The sequence below is a fragment of the Alkalicoccus urumqiensis genome (assembly GCF_002993335.1).
GTDB lineage: Bacteria > Bacillota > Bacilli > Bacillales > Salisediminibacteriaceae > Alkalicoccus > Alkalicoccus urumqiensis.
On the sequence record NZ_PVNS01000009.1, the window covers coordinates 127489 to 145403 of the forward strand.

Annotated in this window: 19 protein-coding genes and 1 riboswitch; of the genes, 3 read left to right on the top strand and 16 right to left on the bottom strand. The window is 49.7% G+C overall.

Annotation, left to right across the window (positions count from 1 at the left end; all coding sequences use genetic code 11):
• Window positions 1-5 precede the first annotated feature (5 nt).
• The gene (locus C6I21_RS10715) at window positions 6-362 is read right to left on the bottom strand and encodes an Asp23/Gls24 family envelope stress response protein (protein ID WP_105959470.1); all 357 of its coding nucleotides are present in this window, start codon (window positions 360-362) and stop codon (window positions 6-8) included.
• Window positions 363-558: 196 nt separating this feature from the next.
• Between C6I21_RS10715 and rpmB the strand changes: the two genes are divergently transcribed.
• A complete protein-coding gene (rpmB, locus tag C6I21_RS10720; protein ID WP_105959471.1) occupies window positions 559-747 on the top strand; it encodes a 50S ribosomal protein L28 in 189 nt (62 codons plus the stop codon).
• Between the two features lie 102 nt (window positions 748-849).
• On the opposite strand, the gene C6I21_RS10725 is transcribed toward rpmB, so the two are convergent.
• The 14 genes from C6I21_RS10725 to C6I21_RS10790 all read right to left on the bottom strand — a co-directional run bounded on the left by C6I21_RS10725 (window position 850) and on the right by C6I21_RS10790 (window position 14618).
• On the bottom strand, window positions 850-1476 hold the full coding sequence (locus tag C6I21_RS10725) for a thiamine diphosphokinase (RefSeq protein WP_105959472.1): 627 nt from the start codon (window positions 1474-1476) through the stop codon (window positions 850-852).
• A 45-nt stretch (window positions 1477-1521) separates the two neighbouring features.
• Window positions 1522-2073 carry an energy-coupled thiamine transporter ThiT gene (thiT, locus tag C6I21_RS10730; protein ID WP_105959473.1) on the bottom strand — a complete coding sequence of 184 codons (552 nt, stop codon included), beginning with the start codon at window positions 2071-2073 and terminating at the stop codon, window positions 1522-1524.
• Between the two features lie 82 nt (window positions 2074-2155).
• Window positions 2156-2261, bottom strand: a riboswitch (TPP riboswitch).
• 17 nt (window positions 2262-2278) lie between these two features.
• Window positions 2279-2920, bottom strand: a complete 642-nt coding sequence (gene rpe / locus C6I21_RS10735; RefSeq protein WP_105959474.1) for a ribulose-phosphate 3-epimerase — start codon at window positions 2918-2920, stop codon at window positions 2279-2281.
• Between the two features lie 2 nt (window positions 2921-2922).
• The gene (rsgA, locus tag C6I21_RS10740) at window positions 2923-3792 is read right to left on the bottom strand and encodes a ribosome small subunit-dependent GTPase A (protein WP_105959531.1); all 870 of its coding nucleotides are present in this window, start codon (window positions 3790-3792) and stop codon (window positions 2923-2925) included.
• A 25-nt stretch (window positions 3793-3817) separates the two neighbouring features.
• Entirely contained in the window at window positions 3818-5803 is a 1986-nt protein-coding gene (gene pknB / locus C6I21_RS10745; protein ID WP_105959475.1) for a Stk1 family PASTA domain-containing Ser/Thr kinase, read from the bottom strand.
• Window positions 5800-6552, bottom strand: a complete 753-nt coding sequence (locus C6I21_RS10750; RefSeq protein ID WP_181186212.1) for a Stp1/IreP family PP2C-type Ser/Thr phosphatase — start codon at window positions 6550-6552, stop codon at window positions 5800-5802. Before C6I21_RS10750 ends, pknB begins: the two co-directional genes overlap by 4 nt.
• On the bottom strand, window positions 6539-7906 hold the full coding sequence (gene rsmB, locus C6I21_RS10755; protein ID WP_105959477.1) for a 16S rRNA (cytosine(967)-C(5))-methyltransferase RsmB: 1368 nt from the start codon (window positions 7904-7906) through the stop codon (window positions 6539-6541). Before rsmB ends, C6I21_RS10750 begins: the two co-directional genes overlap by 14 nt.
• The gene (fmt, locus tag C6I21_RS10760; protein ID WP_105959478.1) at window positions 7887-8828 is read right to left on the bottom strand and encodes a methionyl-tRNA formyltransferase; all 942 of its coding nucleotides are present in this window, start codon (window positions 8826-8828) and stop codon (window positions 7887-7889) included. Before fmt ends, rsmB begins: the two co-directional genes overlap by 20 nt.
• A 19-nt stretch (window positions 8829-8847) precedes the next feature.
• The gene (gene priA / locus C6I21_RS10765) at window positions 8848-11268 is read right to left on the bottom strand and encodes a primosomal protein N' (RefSeq protein WP_105959479.1); all 2421 of its coding nucleotides are present in this window, start codon (window positions 11266-11268) and stop codon (window positions 8848-8850) included.
• Entirely contained in the window at window positions 11265-12476 is a 1212-nt protein-coding gene (coaBC, locus tag C6I21_RS10770) for a bifunctional phosphopantothenoylcysteine decarboxylase/phosphopantothenate--cysteine ligase CoaBC (RefSeq protein WP_105959480.1), read from the bottom strand. The genes priA and coaBC overlap by 4 nt, the downstream gene beginning before the upstream one ends.
• A gap of 63 nt (window positions 12477-12539) precedes the next feature.
• Window positions 12540-12764, bottom strand: coding sequence for a DNA-directed RNA polymerase subunit omega (rpoZ, locus tag C6I21_RS10775; RefSeq protein ID WP_105959532.1), 225 nt, complete (start codon window positions 12762-12764; stop codon window positions 12540-12542).
• A 10-nt stretch (window positions 12765-12774) separates the two neighbouring features.
• Window positions 12775-13386 carry a guanylate kinase gene (gene gmk, locus C6I21_RS10780; protein ID WP_105959481.1) on the bottom strand — a complete coding sequence of 204 codons (612 nt, stop codon included), beginning with the start codon at window positions 13384-13386 and terminating at the stop codon, window positions 12775-12777.
• 69 nt (window positions 13387-13455) lie between these two features.
• Window positions 13456-13719 (bottom strand): extracellular matrix/biofilm regulator RemA, encoded by a 264-nt coding sequence (remA, locus tag C6I21_RS10785; protein WP_105959482.1) that lies wholly within the window; start codon window positions 13717-13719, stop codon window positions 13456-13458.
• Between the two features lie 20 nt (window positions 13720-13739).
• Window positions 13740-14618: a YicC/YloC family endoribonuclease gene (locus C6I21_RS10790; protein ID WP_105959483.1), complete on the bottom strand. Its 879-nt coding sequence runs from the start codon at window positions 14616-14618 to the stop codon at window positions 13740-13742.
• A gap of 120 nt (window positions 14619-14738) precedes the next feature.
• Here C6I21_RS10790 and C6I21_RS10795 point away from each other — a divergent pair, with 120 nt between their 5' ends.
• Complete coding sequence (locus C6I21_RS10795) at window positions 14739-16469, top strand: Rqc2 family fibronectin-binding protein (protein WP_105959484.1); 1731 nt, start codon at window positions 14739-14741, stop codon at window positions 16467-16469.
• A 92-nt stretch (window positions 16470-16561) separates the two neighbouring features.
• Here C6I21_RS10795 and C6I21_RS10800 read toward each other — a convergent pair whose 3' ends face one another.
• On the bottom strand, window positions 16562-17047 hold the full coding sequence (locus tag C6I21_RS10800) for a GNAT family N-acetyltransferase (protein WP_245411607.1): 486 nt from the start codon (window positions 17045-17047) through the stop codon (window positions 16562-16564).
• A gap of 35 nt (window positions 17048-17082) precedes the next feature.
• Here C6I21_RS10800 and C6I21_RS10805 point away from each other — a divergent pair, with 35 nt between their 5' ends.
• Window positions 17083-17835 carry a DUF3891 family protein gene (locus tag C6I21_RS10805; RefSeq protein WP_181186213.1) on the top strand — a complete coding sequence of 251 codons (753 nt, stop codon included), beginning with the start codon at window positions 17083-17085 and terminating at the stop codon, window positions 17833-17835.
• Window positions 17836-17915 lie beyond the last annotated feature (80 nt).

Consider the following 17915-nt stretch of genomic DNA (forward strand, 5'->3'; position numbering starts at 1 on the left):
CTAACCTAATTTGTCACTCGAACTCCAGACACGAAAATGTTCACGGAGTTAACCTTAAGACCGAGCATTTTTTCAAGCTGATACTTTACTTTCTGCTGCACGTTTGAAGCCACTTCAGAAATACGTGTTCCATAGCTTACGATAATATACATATCGATATGCAGATTTTCATCTTCACGGATGACAACACCACGTGCCAGATTCTCTTTGCCAAGTAAATCTGTAATGCCGTCTTTCAGCTGCTTCTGCGAAGCCATACCTACGATTCCGTAGCAGTCTACAGCAGCTCCTCCTGCAATCACTGCTACTACTTCTTTCGATACATCTATACTTCCGAACTCAGATTGAATTTCAATGGTCATAATATATGGAAGCCTCCTCGAAGGATAATAGTAGCTCAAGGCTATCAACATTCTACTACAATATTACTGGATTGGAAAGGCAGGGTGAATAGAAGTGTCAAGGAAATCCGCTTGATTTTACTACTTGAATTTCATTTAAGCCGATGCTACAATATTCAAGTATGCAAAACGAACGCAGCACGAAGGAGGGATACGAATGTCTAGACGATGTGCAGTAACTGGTCGTGGACCAGCAACTGGAAATAAACGCTCCCACGCGATGAACGCGTCCAAGCGCCGCTGGGGTGCCAATGTTCAGAAAGTTCGAATCATGGTGGACGGCAAGCCGAAGCGTGTATACGTTTCTGCGCGTGCACTTAAGTCCGGCAAGGTACAGCGCGTATAATCCGGATATGTATAAAAAGCACTGAATTCTTCATTGAATTCAGTGCTTTTTTTCATTGAGAATGAACCTGCCTGTATTAGAATTATTAGACCTTTTAAGAAGCTACGCTGGATCAGTGGAATGTATCATCAACAGAAGTCCGCTGGAAAAGCGCACGAAAGCTGCATCCCCCTGCCATTCATTACTCACACAGAGACTCGACCCCCGGCGCAGAGAAGCATTTCTCAGTGGATATTTCGTTCCCGATAAAACGAGCCCTTCAACAGAATCTGTTACACTCAAAAATGACAAGTAAGTGGATCCTGTATTTTCCAGCGTATACTCCCCCGGGCGGAGCAGTTCCATGCGGTTCCACCGGTCCAGAAGAACCGTCGGAATCTGGACTGCTTCCAGAAGCTGAAGCGCAAACAGTGAATGGTCCATTCTTCCGCCTAGTGCACCATAAATATATAGTTTACCAGCCCAGGGTTCGGCCCACGTGCATGCAAGCTCCAGATCTGTCTGATCTTTCTCTGCCGGGTGCGTAATAACTTCTTCAGCAGATGCACGAATCACCTGCATTTCGGAATTGCTGACGGAGTCAAAATCACCGACGGCCGCCTTCATGTGCACCCCTTTTTCTGCGAGATACAAAGCACCCCGGTCTACGCCGATCCAGGACTGGCCGGAGTGAAGCTCCGGCAGAATGACATTTTCCTGCGGCGATCCGGCAAGCATATAAATATCCAACAATGGGTCCCCTTTCTTCTCATCTCAACCGTAAACGGATCCTTCTTACGATGTTTCCGGATGAAAAAGCCGCTCTCCTGTGCGGACGATAAGCACCATGATGAGAATCGTAATAACAATAATAGGCCCGATATAGGCAATATTGTAAAGAAAAGAGTACAGTTCGGGAGACATTCCGTCCGGAGCGAGTTCTCTGAACCATACAACACCTGCCGTAAAGTGGGAAGCCAGTCGAAGCAGATTTGCTACGATAGTTCCGGCAATGACTGCGGTAAGCTTGCGCTTCAACGTCCACGACCGCTTAAATGCGAAAAATCCTGCTGTACCCAGCACACCAAACGCGACCGGGTAGTCCAGTAGCATCTGTGCCCAGTGAACAACGTAGCCGCCGATCATCCAGTTGATAATTCCAAAGATAACTCCTGCAGTAATACCTGCGCCTGCCCCCCGGCGGAATGCAAGAAGAATAAGCGGTACTGCAGCCAGTGTAATCGATCCTCCAAACGGCATCTGCGCCACACGGACAAAATCAAGTATTACTGCCAGTCCTGTCATCATCGCTATTTCCATCATGACAACCAATCGATTGTGTTTCATTCAGCAGCCTCCTTCCCACGGGGAATTCCTGCAGAAGGAGAGCCGTAAATGAAAAAACAGCTGCCGAGCAGGCAGCTGTTTCCAGTCTACTACTCCACATTCCCTTCGCAAGCATCAACTTACAGGTTCTTAGGGTCGAAGCGTTAAGCTTCCTCTCAGTCCTTCCAGGGACTCCCCTCGTGGTTATATTATTTTCTTCATCTTACTAGCTGCCGCGGATTTCTGCAACTGCTTCCGCCCGGTCCTCCCGTGAAAACACGGCGGAGCCTGCAACGAGAACGTCCGCCCCGGCATCGACACACTGCCTCGCTGTCTCCTTGTTCACACCGCCATCTACTTCCACCTCAACGTCCGGACCGGCCATACTCCGGACTGCACGGATTTTTGGGAGTACTGAAGGTATGAAAGATTGACCCCCGAAGCCGGGATTGACGGTCATCAGCAAAACCAGATCTACGTCCTGAATGATAGATTCCACTGCCGAAACCGGTGTCCCGGGATTCAGGACGACCCCCGCCTTCACTCCCGCAGCTTTAATCTGCTGAATGACACGGTGAATGTGCGGGCAGGCTTCGATGTGTACACTGATGATATCCGCCCCTGCATCGACAAAGTGCTGGATATAGTTTTCCGGCTTTTCGATCATTAAATGCACATCGAGCGGCTTCTTTGTATATTTACGGCAGGCCTCTGTAATCGCCGGGCCGAGCGTTATATTCGGCACAAAATGTCCGTCCATGACATCTACGTGTATATAATCTGCTCCCGCCCGGTCAACCGATTGAATCTCCTCTCCCAGTCTGGCAAAATCAGACGCGAGAATGGAAGGTGCTATTTTAATTTCCATGACTAATACCTCCGCTTCTGACTCGAAATTTCTTCATGAAACTGCTTATAATTTTTGTATCGGAATGACGCGATGTCACCCTGCTCCACGGCAGCCTGCACTTCACACCCCGGTTCATTCAGATGCCGGCATCCCCGAAAGCGGCAGTCATTAATCCGCTCCGCCATTTCCGGAAAATAGTGGGAAAGTACTTCTTCTTCGATTCCGGAAAAGTCCAGCGAGCTGAAACCCGGTGTATCTGCTACATATCCGCCCTCTATAGGAATTAATTCTACATGTCTTGTCGTATGCTTCCCGCGCTTCAAGCTTTTGGACACTTCGCCGGTTTCAATTCCGAGCTCAGGATGGAGTGTGTTTAAAAGCGTGGATTTGCCGACACCCGACTGACCTGCAAAAACAGAAACCTTTCCCTCCAGGAAGCTCCGCAGTTCTTCGGCAGCACCTTCGGAATGAGCAGTCAGAATAACAGGGTAACCAAGCTGACGGTATACCAGGCACGCTTCCTCAATGTCCTCCGTGACGCCGAGATCTTTCTTCGTTATGACAATAACAGCATCCATTCCTGCAGCTTCTGTGTGAACGAGCAGTTTATCCAGAATCAACGTACTGAAAGCCGGGTGCTCCACAGCGCTTACAATGACAGCCTGATCGACATTAGCTACAGGCGGCCTGCGCAGAGAGCTGCTGCGGTCGTGAACTTCCATAATATAACCGTCCGTTTTATTTTCCGCCTCATACTCCACCCAGTCTCCTACGATGGGCGTAATGCCCCTATTTCTGAAATTTCCCCTGGCTCTGCACTGAAAGATTTCGCCATCACTTTCAACATAATAAAAACCGCTCAGTGATTTCACAATTCTGCCCTTCGGCATAAAAGCCTCCCTTTTATTCATTCATTTACTCTCCGGATACGAGTTCATCATACGTATATTCATAAGGAGAGTCCGCAAACGTTTCTCCGTCCACTTCCAGGTGAATAAAGCCGGAACCGCCTTCTTCAACAATTAATGGAATGTCATATTCAGTAGTTTCCGATATCACTTCGGAAATCTCAACAGCCGGGCTGCTGTTTTCAGCATCTTCAACAGAAATAACGATATCGTACTCTCCGCCGCCCGGCGGAACTTCTACCCGGAAAGGCACGGATCTCTCTGCCTCCCCGGGTTCATTATCCTCTTCCGGTTCTGACGGCACTGGCTGCTCCGCTTCCTCTTCTATCGTGCCGGAGGAAAGCGTAATCGTCACTTCTACGGGGCTTGATATTTCCGTCCCCCGTTCAGGGAATTGAGAAACCGCTGTCCCTTCCTCTGCGGAAGAAGGCTCTTCCTCAAACGTGAACGATACGTAAGGCAGGTCCTCTGACTGTTCCAGAACTTCCTCCTGCGTCATGCCTTGAAAATTGTTCAATGTAAATGTCTCTCGTTCACTGACGGAAAGAAGCATATTTACCGGTGGTTCGATCGCTGCACCGGCTTCCGGCTGCTGTTCTGCAATTTCGCCGGCAGTCCCTTCCGTAGTAAAAACCGTTTCAGTCTCCACATCGCCAAGGCCTTCCAGCGCTTCCTCCGCTTCTTCCAGTGTCATACCGGTGACATCCGGCATTTCTCCTGGAAGGTCGGGAGAGCTTACAATCACTTCGATAGACGAGCCGACTTTCACCGACGTCCCTGCACCAGGAGACGTACTGATCACGTGCCCCGCCTCTGTATCATCATCTTCCCGTGTCCTCTCCTCCACTTCCAGATCCAGCTCCTCGAGTTCCATTCTCGCTTCCTCCACAGGCTGTCCGCTGACTTCCGGAACGTTTACCTCTTCCACATGGAGAAGTCTCGGTAGAAATACGAGTGCGATAATTCCCATTCCAATAAAGAAAATAACGAGCAGAACCAGAAGCCCGGCTGCTTTTTTCCCACGCCCTTTCTTTTTCGGGGATACAGGTGATTCCTGAGCCGGGGTCTTCATTTCAGAAGAGAGCGTGGCCTCGGTTTCCGGCGGCTTGACCGCGGGCATAATTTTTGTCTCTTCCCCGGTTTCATCTTCAGGTGCTGTTGAAGCGATCACTCTGTCAGGATCCAGCACGGTCTCCAGATCCCAGGAAAGCGACTCTGCAGACGCGTAACGGTCGTCCGGTGATTTCGCCGTCAGTTTCGAAATCAAATCCACTACACTCTGTGGCAGATCCGGAACATGGGTACGTATATCCGGCATAGGATCCTGAAGATGTTTCAGTGCAACTGATACAGCCGTGTCACCTTGAAACGGCACCTGACCGGTCAGCATTTCATACAGCAGAATACCAAGCGCATACAAATCAGACTGATACGTTATTCTCCCGCCTTTTGCCTGTTCCGGTGACAGGTAGTGGACAGATCCGAGAACGGAATTTGTATGCGTAATAGTTGCGTCACTGATGGCACGGGCAATGCCGAAGTCGGTAACGAGCACATTGTTGTCTTCCCCGATAAGAATGTTCTGGGGCTTTACGTCACGGTGGATCAGGTGATTCTGGTGTGCGTGGCTGAGAGCGTCTGCAATCTGCTTTAGAATGCGGATGCTTTCTTCAGAAGAAAGCGGGCCATTTTCTTTAATGTATTCTTTAAGCGTCGGTCCATTAACGTACTGCATGACGATGTAATAGACATTGTTTTCCTCGCCTACATCAAACAGAGAGACGATATTCGGATGAGAAAGACTGGCGGCAGACTCGGCCTCCCGATGAAAGCGGCGTATGAATTCATCGTCATGAGAAAACTGTTCTTTGAGAACTTTCACGGCGACATGCCGGTTTAAAATAAGATCTTCCGCTAAAAATACGTCAGCCATTCCGCCTCCGCCGACCGGACGGATAATTTTATAACGTTCATTAATCCGTTTTCCGATCATGAGGAGTTCCCTCCATCCGTATCATCAATCAGAATGAGGGTAATGTTATCCTCGCCGCCGCGGTTGTTCGCTTCATCAATGCACATATTTATCCGCTCAGACAGAGGCAGGTGCTTCTGCCCGATAATCTCATGCAGGTCGGAGTCGGATAATTTATTTGTAAGACCGTCGGAACAGAGAAGAAGCAGTCCCCCTGTTTTTCCGGGGAATGACGCTGCATCCACGTTCACCGAAGATTCTGTTCCCAGCGCCTGAAGCAGGACATTTTTTCTTGGATGATGGGCTGCCTCCACTTCAGAAATTTCGCCCCGCCTTAGAAGCTCGCCGACGAGCGACTGATCGTTTGTCAGCTGAACAAGTGCTTCCGGGGTCCATTCGTACAGCCTGGAATCACCTACGTTCACGCTGGAAATCCCGCTGTCTGTTACCACGACGGCTGTCATCGTCGTTCCCATTCCTGCGCATTCCGGATGTGTCCGCTGGTATTCGTTCAGTCTCTCATTTACCGAATAAACAGCCTGTTTGAGCACTTCTGTACACAGATCCAGTTCTTCAGGAAGCGTCTCCTTCTGAAGGAGTGCTTTCAGCTCCTCCACAGCCAGCCTGCTCGCAACATCTCCGGCGCGGTGCCCGCCCATGCCATCGCAGACGACAGCAAGGAGGGCATGGTTATGCAGCTGGATTACGTCCACAGTATCTTCATTATGCTTACGGACACGTCCGACATCGGTTCCTTTATGATAATGCATCTGCATGTCCACCTCCGGCCGGCATTTTTTTAACAGATGCAATGAAAAAGCCATCCATATCCATCGTGCCGGGATAGAGTTCCAGCATCCCCTCTTCAGAAATATAGGGGGCCAGCTGCTCAGGAAGGTAAGGAGTTACATCTTCTCCCTGTGCATCCACGGTTTGCTGGAGAAGTGTTCTAACCTGATCAGCGTTTTCCTCCCGGTCGATCGTGCATGTGCTGTAAATCAATCTGCCTCCCGGTTTCAACGAAGGCCAGACGTGGCGCAGAATATCTGTCTGAATGGCCGCGAGACGGGTAATATCTTCTTCTTTTTTCGTCCATTTCATATCCGGTTTTCTTCTCAGAACCCCGAGCCCGGAGCAGGGGGCATCCACGAGAATTTTATCAAAGCTTTCCGGCTCCAGTTCCATTTTCCTGGCATCGGCAGCCAGTGTAGTTATGTTGGAGATCTGCTGCCGTTCTGCTGCTTTCTCAATCAAATTCACTTTATGCGGATGAAGGTCAACCGCGGTTATTTCCGCACCGGGTGCCAGGGAAGCAATGTGAAGAGACTTTCCTCCGGGAGCCGCACAGCTGTCGAGAATTTTCTCTCCGTCTTCCGGGGAAACGACGTCTCCTGCAAGCATCGATGCTTCATCCTGTATGGCGATCCATCCCTTTTTAAATGCAGCTGCAGATGCGGCAGAACCACGCTCTATATGAAACGTATTCAGTCGGAGACTGCTTTTCAGAACAAGAAGACCATCTTCTTCCATACTTTCCAGAACTTCTCCGGTCGCTGGAGCCAGGTGAGTCAGACGAACCGTCGTTTTTGGAGGAATATTATTCGCTTCAGCAAGTTTTTTCGTCTGTTCAAAGCCAAGCTGGCTTATCCAGCGCTTGATCATCCATTCCGGATGAGACGTTTCTACAGCCAGCTGCTCTATATTCCCTCCTGCTTCTGTAAATGGGCGGGGGCCTTCTCTCAAACAGCTGCGCAGTACGCCGTTCACCATCCCTGAAATCCCTTTATGGCCACGGGATTTAGCAATCGTAACTGCTTCGTTTAATACTGCATGATCCGGGACTCTTTCCAGAAACCGCAGCTGATACAGGCTTATCCGCAGGAGAACGAGCACCCAGAGATCGAGCTTATGAAGCGGCTTTGAGCTTCGTTTTTCCAATTCGAAATCGAGTCGTTTTTTATACTGAAGTGTTCCGTACACAAGCTGGGTGAACAGGGGTCTGTCGACCGGTTTCATGCCGCCCTTTTTTATCATTTCATTTAAAAGCAGGTTACTGTACGTCTGCTGCTTCTCAATTTTCATTAACGTGTCCAGTGCCGTTTCTCTAAGACTCATCTGTTTCATTCGTAAACACCTTTCCGTCTGTATCCGGACTGCCGGCCGCGAATGCGGATGCATGCATTCTCTTTCTGCCGGAAGGCTGCATTTCCGTAAGCTCGATCAGACGATGGTCACCGCAGACTGCAAGAAGACGTCCGTCATGATGAATCAACGTTCCTGCATCTTTATTCGACGTTTCTCCGGTCAGAACGGCGGACCAGATTTTTATTCTTTTTCCTTCCAGCTCTGTATACGCGCCGGGCCACGGGGAAAGGCCGCGGATCTGATTGTAAACCGACTCCGCGTCTTTCCTCCAGTCCAGACGCTCCATCTCTTTTGTGATGTTCCGGGCAAACGTTGCTTCTTCCTCCACCTGCTCGATGGATGGAGCCGTTCCATTTTGAATGGATTCGAGAGCTTTTGTTACAAGCTCCGCTCCGCATACACTCAGCTTATCGTGCATCGTGCCGGTCGTATCTTCCGGCTCAATGGCTACAGACTCCTGAAGAATAATATTTCCTGCATCCAGCTTCTCCGCCATGTACATGATGGTAATGCCGGTTTCTTTTTCCCCGTCGATGACCGCCTGATGGATCGGTGCCCCGCCTCGGTACTTCGGCAGAAGAGAGGCGTGGACATTAATGGCACCGTAAGGAGGAATATCGAGAATGTCTTTCGGCAGAATCTGACCGAATGCTGCCGTTACAATGACATCCGGATTTTCATTTCTTATAATAATGTCGTGGTCTTTTATTTTCTCCGGCTGGAATACTGGAAGTCCCATTTCCAGCGCCGCTTTTTTTACAGGCGGCGGTGTCAGTTCCTTTTTTCTCCCTTTCGGTCTATCCGGCTGCGTTACGACAAGCGTCACGTCGTGTCCGCTTTCTTGTAATTTCTTCAATACCGGAACAGAAAAATCCGGTGTTCCCATAAAAACTATTTTCATTGTGGATTAACCTCCATTGTTACATCATCATGTACGGATTCGTATCGATCGTCAGCTGAAGATCCGTTTTTGCCGTTTCCGGCTGCAGAGCTTTCATTAATTCCTGCAGGACGTGATACAGCCTTGGCTCAGCTTTATATTTTATCATGCATTGATACCGATATCTATCTTTGATACGGGGTATCGGACTAGCGGTGGGACCGTAAACAACCGTCTTCTCCGAAAGTCTTTCCCGTAAGAATGCAGCGGCTTTTTCGGTAAAGCGGACGGCCTGGCTGAGATCTGTATGACTGATCTGAAGCATCGAAAGGTAATAATATGGCGGATAGCCGCCGAAGCGTCTCATCTGCATTTCTTTTTCGTAAAAGGCGGTATAGTTGTGGCCCTGTACTTCTGTGATGCTGTAATGTTCAGGGGAGTAAGTCTGAATCAGCACTTCTCCGGGCTTTTTATGCCTTCCCGCTCTTCCTGCTACCTGAGTGAGCAGCTGGAATGTCCGTTCTGCCGCCCGGAAATCAGGAAGATGCAGCATCGAATCTGCAGCGAGCACTCCTGCAAGGGTAATGTTTGGAAAATCGAGCCCTTTTGCGATCATCTGCGTGCCGAGAAGTATATCTGCCTCTCCGCGCCCGAATGCATCCAGGAGCTTTTCGTGTGATCCTTTCTGCCTTGTCGTATCCACGTCCATACGTATAATGCGGACGCCATCCAGTTCTTTCCGGAGTTCTTCCTCCACTTTTTGTGTCCCGGTTCCGAAAAAACGGATATGGCTGCTTTCACATTCCGGACACCGCTGCGGGAGCGTCTCCTGATATCCGCAGTAATGACACTGCAGAGACTGGGAGCTTCGGTGGTAAGTCAACGAAATATCACAGTGGATGCACTGCGGAACATAACCGCAGTCTCTGCACATAATAAAGCTGGAGTATCCCCGGCGGTTCAGCATCAGGACAGTCTGCTCCTTGTTTTCCATCCGCAGACGCATCGCTTCTTTCAGCGACTCGGAAAACATGGAACGGTTCCCTTCATGAAGCTCCTTTCTCATATCAATCAGCTTCACTTCAGGCATTTCCAGGTCGTTGACACGATCTGCCATTGTAAGCATCTCATAGACGCCTTTTTCTGCCCGTGCGTAGCTTTCCAGTGACGGAGTGGCACTTCCGAGAAGAACGGGGCAGTGATAATATTCACCGCGCAGGATAGCTGTCGTACGTGCATGATAGCGGGGGGACTCCTCCTGCTTATAGCTCGCTTCATGTTCCTCATCAATAATGATCAGCCCGAGATTTTCGAACGGGGCAAACACAGCAGAGCGGGCTCCGACAACGACATCTACTTCTTTATTTCTGATCTTGACCCACTCATCGTATTTTTCCCCCTTCGAAAGCGCACTGTGCATGACGGCAACACGGCTCCCGAACCTGGCTCTGAAACGCAGCACCATCTGAGGTGTGAGAGAAATTTCCGGAACGAGAACGATCGCTTCTCGGCCGGCTGCTATGACCTTTTCAATAGCCTGCAGGTATACTTCCGTTTTACCGCTTCCTGTTACGCCGCGGAGAAGCAGCGTTTTATGCTTCCTGTGCTGAATCAGCGCATCGACCCGGTTAAACGCCTCTTCCTGGGCAGCGAACAGCTCCATCGGCTGATCCGGAGCGACTTCCCTTCCTTCAAATGGGTCCCTCGAGATCGTCTTTTCCGTTTTTTCCAGTATGCCCTGCTCTGTTAATGTCTCCAGCACCGCTTTGGAGATGCCGTGCTGTTTCGCTTCATCTACAGTCCATAAGGCGTCCTCATGTTGAAACAGCGCAGCAGCAGAAGCCTGTTTCGGCGCACGTTTTTCCTGTTCTTTCTGAAATAAAGCGGTCTCCTCCGGCGTAGCAGACCGCCTGTAAGCGACACGCTTTTTCGCAGCATCTCTCGTCGTTACGACCGGCTCCACCTGGACACGGCCGGCACGGACAGCCCGCATCATAAGCGCACGCTGTGGTTCATCTGCCTGCTTTCTCCAGTCCTCCAGACTGTCGATTGCTGCTTCTCCGGAAAACAACGCCTCGAGATCAGTGCCTTTCTCCTCTTCCGGACGGAGAAGCAGGAGACGTTTCTTGTAGGAGGACCGCATCGCCTGCGGAAGCATCGCTTTTAAAATAGCCACATGGAGAGCAAGTGTCGTTTCTTTCAGCTTTTCCGCAAGTTGCAGCAGCTCCGGTGTCAGCGCGGGAGATAAATCGATCTGCGACGCGACAGGTTTCAGCTTCTGCAGATCCAGTGGTGTTGTTTCCTTCAAATGAACGACAAAGCCCTGAACCGGACGGCCGGCAAACGGTACATGGACGCGGCATCCTTCTGCCATCGTCTCTATGAATTCTTCCGGAACGAGATAATCAAATCTCCTGTCGACCGCCTGGGAAGGCACGTCCACGATGACTTCGGCTATCATTGCTTTTCCCTCCATAACGTATGCGCTTCATCCAGAATGACTTTTGCCGCAGCTTTCTTGGACGTCTGTTGGATCGAAACATTGTCTTTATTTTGAAAAAAAAGCGTCAGGGCATTCGTATCCGCTTCGAATCCGCCGCCCGGAGTTGTGATGGAGTTGGCACAGATCATATCTGCGTTTTTACGTTTCAGCTTCTCTACAGCGTATGTGTGCAGATCATCGGACTCAGCTGCAAAACCGATCAGTGTCTGGCGCTCTTTTTTGATTTTTCCGAGCTCCAGCAGAATGTCCGTCGTCCGCTCCAGGTGCACTTCCTGGTCCTCATCGGTTTTTTTCACTTTATACGCATAAGTCTTTTCCGGCCGGTAATCCGAAACGGCTGCGGCTTTAATAATAATATCCTGCTCCTCTGCATGTTTTAAGACAGCGTTTTTCATCTCTTCCGCCGATGTCACATTTATCCGGGTAACTCCATGCGGGTCCGGCAGTGCGGAAGGACCGGCAATCAGTATTACGTGCGCTCCGCGTGCAGCCGCCTCCTCCGCCAGTGCGAAGCCCATTTTTCCGGAGGACCGGTTGGAAATGTACCGTACGGGATCGATAACCTCCCTCGTCGGACCGGCGGTCACAAGCACTTTTTTACCGTGCCATTCCGGATGAGTTTCGTAGATGAAGTGATGCTGCATCATCGCCAGAAGATCCTCGGGTTCCGCCATTCTTCCTTTGCCTGTATAGCCGCATGCCAAATACCCTTCATCCGGCTCAATGAAGCGGCACCCGTCCAGCTTCAGCTGATCCATGTTCCGCTTTACAGCCGGATGGGCATACATATGAACATTCATCGCCGGTGCCACATAGACCGGCGCAGTGGAAGCAAGAAGTGTGGTTGTTACCATATCATCCGCGTGCCCCCCTGCCATCTTCGCAATCAGGTCCGCAGAAGCAGGTGCACATAAAATGACGTCCGCCCAGTCTGCGATATCAATATGGGCAATCTGGGAAGGGTCCGGTTCCTCAAATGTATCCGTATAAACCGGCTCCCTGGATAACGCCTGGAACGTCAGTGGTGAAATAAATTTTTCCGCGTTTTTCGTCATCATGACTTTGACTGAGAAGCCCGCCTGAACCAGTTTCGAGGTGAGTGCCGCCGCCTTAAATGCAGCAATACCCCCGCTGACTGCCAATAGAACCCGCTTCGTTTCCAACATAAAGACCGCCTCCAGAGGATGAATTTTCCATATTTAAGAATGAAAAAGAAAACGATCTGTTAATCAGATCGTTTCCTTTACTTTGTCTTCATTCAGTTCGTACGTCAGCTGCTCCGCTTCAATTTCCTCGAGCGCCATCCCGACATAATTGACGGATTTGGAACCTTCCGGATAATTAAACGCTTCTGGTGTTTCCCGGAGCTGACGGGCTCTCTGCGCTGAAATAGTTACCAGCGTATACTTGGATCTGATTTTCGTCTGCAGTGAATCAATGGACGGCTGCAGCATAGACATTCTATCAATCCTCCATTAATTGTTTATATTGATGAATCAATCGGTCTTTCCGGCAGTTTTCCGCCGTAACGATGGACTGGATGCGGGAAACGGCAAGTTCAACCTTATCATTTTCCACAACATAATCATACTTATCCATCATATCAATCTCTTCTTTTGCTACCGTCATGCGGCTGTCAATCAGGTCGTCTGTTTCTGTTCCGCGGCCCTCTATCCGGCTGCGGAGTTCATTCAGACTTGGAGGCATCAGAAAAATGAAGACGCCTTCCGGGAAACTCTCTTTTACCTGCAGGGCTCCCTGTACTTCGATTTCCAGAATGACATCGTGCCCTTTTTCCAGCTCTTCTTCCACGTATTTTCTTGGAGTGCCGTAATAATTGGAGACGTATTTCGCATGTTCCAGCATATCGCCTTCGGCAATCATCCGTTCGAACTCCTCGTGGCTTTTAAAGAAATAATTGATGCCGTCCACTTCGCCTTCACGCGGCTTTCGCGTTGTAGCTGAGACGGAATATTTAATCTGCGTGTCCTTTTCACGCAGCGCTCCGCAGACCGTTCCTTTACCGACACCGGACGGCCCGGAAAGAACGATCAATAATCCTTTTTCGCGTTTCATCAAGATCCTCCACTCTGCCGAATACTTTTCATATCAGATATACAGTATATCACTGCCCGGGCTGGAATGCTATTCCTCCGTTGCATCCTCGCGGCTCGAAATAACACGCTGTGCCACTGTTTCCGGCTGAACTGCTGACAGAATGACATGGTCGCTGTCTGCAATAATAACCGCTCTCGTCCGGCGCCCGTACGTCGCATCAACCAGCATGTTGCGGTCTCTTGCATCGGAAATAATCCGTTTGATCGGGGCGGATTCAGGGCTCACAATCGAAATAATGCGGTTCGCTGAGACGATGTTGCCAAAACCTATATTGATTAATTTAATATCCACAGAAACATCTCCTTCAAGGGTTATTCGATATTTTGAATTTGTTCTTTTATTTTTTCAAATGATTCTTTGACATCGATAACTTCAGCTGATATTTCCGGAAGAGATGCCTTGGATCCGATCGTGTTGATCTCCCGGTTCATCTCCTGAAGAATGAACTCCAGTCTTCTGCCGGCGGAACCTTTCCGATTCAGCGTTTCGCGGAATTGATGGATATGGCTCCAGAGGCGGGTGATTTCTTCTGTGACATCCGCCTTCTCTGCAAATACAGCAGCTTCTGTTAAAATACGGTCCTCCGAAATCTCTCCTGGACTGAGCCACCGGCTGATCCTCGAAGCAAGCTTCTCCTGAAAATCCGTTCTGACCGCAGGAGCAGCGTTCTCCATTCTGTAGAGACTGTTTACCGTCTTCTCCAAAAGCTGTTCAATATTTTCTTCGAGCGCCTTGCCTTCCGTCCGCTTCATCCGGTTCAGTTCAGAGGCGAGCCGATGTAATATCGGCGGGATCACCTCTTCTGCCGCGGCTTCATCTGCCACGCTGCCGGAAAAGAAGGTTACTTCCTTATGTTCCAGCATCGCCGCCGCTGGAAACGAGTCTGTTGAACCGGTTTGTTCAGCGATCCGGTCAAATGTTTCTTTCAGCTGGGCCAGCAGCGCTTCATTAATATGTATATCCGCCTCTTTATCTTTATCCGGAATAAATTCCACAAGAAGATCAATTCTGCCGCGCTCGATCCTGCTTTCGAGTTCTTTTACTGCCTGAGGCTCATAATGCTGCCACTCTTTCGGAAGTACTGCATGAATTTCGCAGAAACGATGATTAACCGCTTTTATTTCTGCTCTCACCCTGCCGCCGGAAATTTTCTCCTCCAATCGGCCGAATCCTGTCATACTCTTCAGCATTTCTATCACATCCACTTTTTTATTCTAACGAAAATCCGGGACGTGTACAAGTCCAGCTGAATCCTCTTCAAGTACAGAGGCGTTGTCTGCTATACTTGATACCAGAGGAGGAAATTGACTATGGCTTTTGATGGAACAGTGACACGCGCTGTCACGATGGATATAAAAGAACAGCTAACCGGAGGCCGGGTGGCGAAGATACACCAGCCTCACGAACTTGATATTGTGATGACGATCCGGGCAGCAGGGAAAAATCATTCCCTGTTTTTTTCCGTAAACCCTTCCTTTGCCCGCTTTCACCTGACGAATATTAAATTTCAGAATCCACAGGAACCGCCGCTTTTCTGTATGGTTCTCCGAAAGCACCTTGAAGGGGCCGTACTGGAATCCGTAGAGCAGGATGGACTGGAACGGGTCATTACGTTTTCATTTAAAGGAATGAACGAGCTGGGGGATGTCTCGTACAAGAAATTGATTCTAGAGCTGATGGGACGCCACAGCAACTTTATTTTTGTGGATGAAGAAAAAGGCCACATTCTGGAAAGTATCAAACATATTCCGCCTTCCCTTTCACAGGTAAGGACGGTACTTCCCGGGCAGCCGTATACCGAACCACCGAATATGGATAAAAAAAATCCGCTTACTGCCTCCAGAGAAGAGCTGTTAAAAACCGTCGATTTCAACGCCGGTAAAATGGATAAGCAGCTGATGAAAGCGTTCAGCGGACTTTCCCCTCAGCTTGCAGCTGAAATTGTTCACCGCGCTGGCTATCCGAATGCCGAGACACTGCCGGCAGCGTTTGAAGAGGTTGCAGGGAGTGTCCGGGACGGCTCCTTTTACCCGCAGCGCATCCGGGGAGAGAAGAAAGAAGCATTTGCGGTCGTCGACATGACCCATATTCAGGGGGAGAAGACGACGTACGACACTGTTCATGCACTGCTGGATGATTTTTACGGCGGAAAAGCGGAGCGTGACAGAGTCCGCCAGCAGGCGTATGACCTCGAGCGCCTTCTTAAAAATGAATATGAGAAAAACAAAAAGAAAATCAAAAAACTGGAAAATACATTGACCGATGCAGAAAAAGCGGCTGAAATGCAGAAGTACGGGGAGCTTTTAACAGCGCATATGCATATGGTCAAGCCCGGCATGACGGAAATCAGCGTTGTCGATTACTATGACGACGAGCAGGGGGAAGTGACCATTCCCCTCTCAAACAGACTGACGCCTTCGGAGAATGCCCAGCAGTATTTCCGAAGGTACCATAAGCTGAAAAATTCCGTCAGCTATGTGAAAACGCAGATACGCCATGCTGGAGAGGAGATGGAATATCTCGACAGACTTCTCCAGCAGATGGACGTGGCTTCAACGACCGATATCGAGGATATCCGTGAAGAACTCTCCACCCAGGGGTACATCAAGCGCCGCAGGCAGCCCCAGAAAAAAAAGCCGAAAAAGCCGTCGCTTGATCATTACCGGTCTACTTCCGGCATTGATTTATATGTAGGTAAAAACAACCGCCAGAATGAATATTTAACGACAAGAATGGCGCGTCAGGATGATACGTGGCTGCACGTGAAAGACATCCCCGGCTCACATGTCCTGATCCGGAGTGTTGAACCGGATGACGAAACCATCATGGAAGCAGCCATGCTGGCCGCGTATTTCAGCAAGAGCAGGATGTCCGGAAACGTCCCGGTCGATTTCACAAAAATACGCTACGTGAAAAAACCAAATGGAGCTAAACCGGGGTATGTCACATACGACCGGCAGACGACCGTTTTTACAACACCGGATGAGACAGAAATTAAGCGTTTGAAAAAAAATACGCTTACACCGGCCGGTACGCAGTAACCCCTCTCATACAGCACGAAAAACGCGGGTTCTCCTTTCTGGAGAGCCCGCGTTTCACTGTTTAACCCCAGAACCGGTAATGCTCCAGCGGTTTATTCTTCTTTGAGATCCGTTTTTCGAAAGACGAAACTTGCCCTGCTGTATCCTGCTTTTTCTTCATAGAAGCGGTGGGCTTCGGTCTTCTCCAGGCCGGAGGAAAGAGCAACACTCGTAAACGCGTGATCATGTGCCCACGTCTCCACGTCCCGGAGCAGATAGGCGCCGAAGCCTTCGGATCGCCGTGAGACATCGGTAACCAGGTCGGATACCCAGACAAACCGGCCGTAATAAAGCGTGATCATCGGCTGGAAACCGATCAGTGCACAGAGTCTGCCTTCTTCAAACAGCCCTCTCAGCCGGTACCCTTCTTTCGCCTGCGCTTCAAGCACCAGGGAAACATACTCCTCTTCATCCAGATGAGGCCGGAGCTGATTCATCAGTGGGTAGACTTCACGAATCTCTTCTTCTGACTGCAGATCTTTCATCGTAATGTCCATAATTCCTCCATTAGTCTGCGCTGTTCCTTTTACCAGATTCATTCTTCCCCGGAAAGGGTATACGCTTATTGGATTTAATGTCAATTAGTCAGGGGTGGATGGAAATGATTATACAGGAGATGGAAAACGAATACTATATGATTAAGCAGGAAGATCATGCTGTTTTATCCGGAGTATTTGCATCGATGCTTACGACAGACAGCGAGATCCTCTCTGCCTGTGAAACGCACGACAGAGCATGGAGAGAGCTTGATGAAGTGCCTGTCTGGAATGACCTGGCAGAAGCCCCGTATTCTTTCCTTAACTATCCGGTGGCTGTCAAACTGATCCATTACCGGCACGGAATAGATGAGATAGAGAAGCAGTCAACGTATGCCGCCCTTCTGCACAGCCTTCATTACACTAAGCTAACTGGTCAAGAAAGAGAGACGGAAAAATGGTTCCATGACGAAGAGCTCCGCAGGCAGGAACGTCTTCAGCAGCTGCAGCCGCAGAAGGAGCCGGAGAAAGACACTGCCCTTCTCCGGCTGGTAGACAGTTTATCGTTGTTTTTCTGTATGCACCTTCCGGGAGAAAAATCCTACGAGAATGCAGCTCAAGGTCTGGAACCGCTCGCGTCTGTCCGGCCGGAGTTCAGAGAAGAGCTTACCGGCACCTGGACAGCCGAGGATACGTTTCAGTTTCACCCCGCCCTTTTTAAACAGACGTTTGACATTCACGTTCCGGTTTATATTGTTTCTAAAGAAAAAGCCCGGAATCATGGACTTGCCGGCGCCTGGAAACAGAGTCAGCCGGAGAACCGGGTCATCCGCATACGTGGAGGCAAGTAGGCATGGTACAACGAATAAAGGCTGCCGGAGGTCGTATATCGATTCCGGCAGCCTTTATTATGTTTATAATTTTATTCTGC

Bases quoted from the DNA above. Each gene is read 5' to 3' on its own strand.
- C6I21_RS10715 (WP_105959470.1), bottom strand. From the start codon at position 362: ATGACCATTGAAATTCAATCTGAGTTCGGAAGTATAGATGTATCGAAA.
- rpmB (WP_105959471.1), top strand. From the start codon at position 559: ATGTCTAGACGATGTGCAGTAACTGGTCGTGGACCAGCAACTGGAAAT.
- thiT (WP_105959473.1), bottom strand. From the start codon at position 2,073: ATGAAACACAATCGATTGGTTGTCATGATGGAAATAGCGATGATGACA.
- rpe (WP_105959474.1), bottom strand. From the start codon at position 2,920: ATGGAAATTAAAATAGCACCTTCCATTCTCGCGTCTGATTTTGCCAGA.
- rsgA (WP_105959531.1), bottom strand. From the start codon at position 3,792: ATGCCGAAGGGCAGAATTGTGAAATCACTGAGCGGTTTTTATTATGTT.
- pknB (WP_105959475.1), bottom strand. From the start codon at position 5,803: ATGATCGGAAAACGGATTAATGAACGTTATAAAATTATCCGTCCGGTC.
- C6I21_RS10750 (WP_181186212.1), bottom strand. From the start codon at position 6,552: ATGCATTATCATAAAGGAACCGATGTCGGACGTGTCCGTAAGCATAAT.
- rsmB (WP_105959477.1), bottom strand. From the start codon at position 7,906: ATGAAACAGATGAGTCTTAGAGAAACGGCACTGGACACGTTAATGAAA.
- fmt (WP_105959478.1), bottom strand. From the start codon at position 8,828: ATGAAAATAGTTTTTATGGGAACACCGGATTTTTCTGTTCCGGTATTG.
- priA (WP_105959479.1), bottom strand. From the start codon at position 11,268: ATGATAGCCGAAGTCATCGTGGACGTGCCTTCCCAGGCGGTCGACAGG.
- coaBC (WP_105959480.1), bottom strand. From the start codon at position 12,476: ATGTTGGAAACGAAGCGGGTTCTATTGGCAGTCAGCGGGGGTATTGCT.
- rpoZ (WP_105959532.1), bottom strand. From the start codon at position 12,764: ATGCTGCAGCCGTCCATTGATTCACTGCAGACGAAAATCAGATCCAAG.
- gmk (WP_105959481.1), bottom strand. From the start codon at position 13,386: ATGAAACGCGAAAAAGGATTATTGATCGTTCTTTCCGGGCCGTCCGGT.
- C6I21_RS10790 (WP_105959483.1), bottom strand. From the start codon at position 14,618: ATGCTGAAGAGTATGACAGGATTCGGCCGATTGGAGGAGAAAATTTCC.
- C6I21_RS10795 (WP_105959484.1), top strand. From the start codon at position 14,739: ATGGCTTTTGATGGAACAGTGACACGCGCTGTCACGATGGATATAAAA.
- C6I21_RS10800 (WP_245411607.1), bottom strand. From the start codon at position 17,047: ATGAATCTGGTAAAAGGAACAGCGCAGACTAATGGAGGAATTATGGAC.
- C6I21_RS10805 (WP_181186213.1), top strand. From the start codon at position 17,083: ATGTCAATTAGTCAGGGGTGGATGGAAATGATTATACAGGAGATGGAA.